1 protein-coding gene is annotated in these 503 nt (G+C 60.2%); it reads left to right on the forward strand.

Annotated elements, in window-relative coordinates; all coding sequences use genetic code 11:
- Positions 1-483, forward strand: a 483-nt coding sequence (locus EOA29_RS41955; protein ID WP_348628945.1) for a tetratricopeptide repeat protein, incomplete at its 5' end; no start/stop codon positions are given.
- Positions 484-503 lie beyond the last annotated feature (20 nt).

Below are 503 nucleotides of genomic sequence, written 5' to 3' on the forward strand. Positions count from 1 at the left end.
GTGGTTGGCTACCTGCAGGCCTATGAGCGTCGTTGGGCAGAGTCGGAAGCCGCTTTCGCCGCCGCTCTGGCGCTCGATCCCAACCACGCGGATACCCTTGTTATGAGTGCCGAAATGCTGATGTGGGACGGCCGTATCGTTGAGGCCAGGGACATGATCCTCAGGGCTTTTCGGCTTAATCCGCACCCAGCCGGCTGGTATTTCTGGATCTTGGGAATGGTCCACTACGCTGCCGGCCGATATGATGCGGCAATCGACACCCTGCGCAATGAGGCGACCTATCGCTCGGGATCAAGGAAGGTGCTTGCAGCCGCGCTTGCACTGGTGGATCGCGACCGCGAAGCTCGTCGAGAGGCGAACATCTTTATAGCCAATAACCCCCAGTTTTCCCTAGGACGGTGGGCTGCCTCCCAGCCGGCGCGCCATTTGGTCGTGGTCCAATACTTCGTCGAGGGGATGCGCAAGGCCGGGCTGCCTGACTGACAAGTGTGCCGGTCGTAAAT

This window comes from Mesorhizobium sp. M1E.F.Ca.ET.063.01.1.1 (assembly GCF_003998155.1).
Lineage (GTDB): Bacteria > Pseudomonadota > Alphaproteobacteria > Rhizobiales > Rhizobiaceae > Mesorhizobium.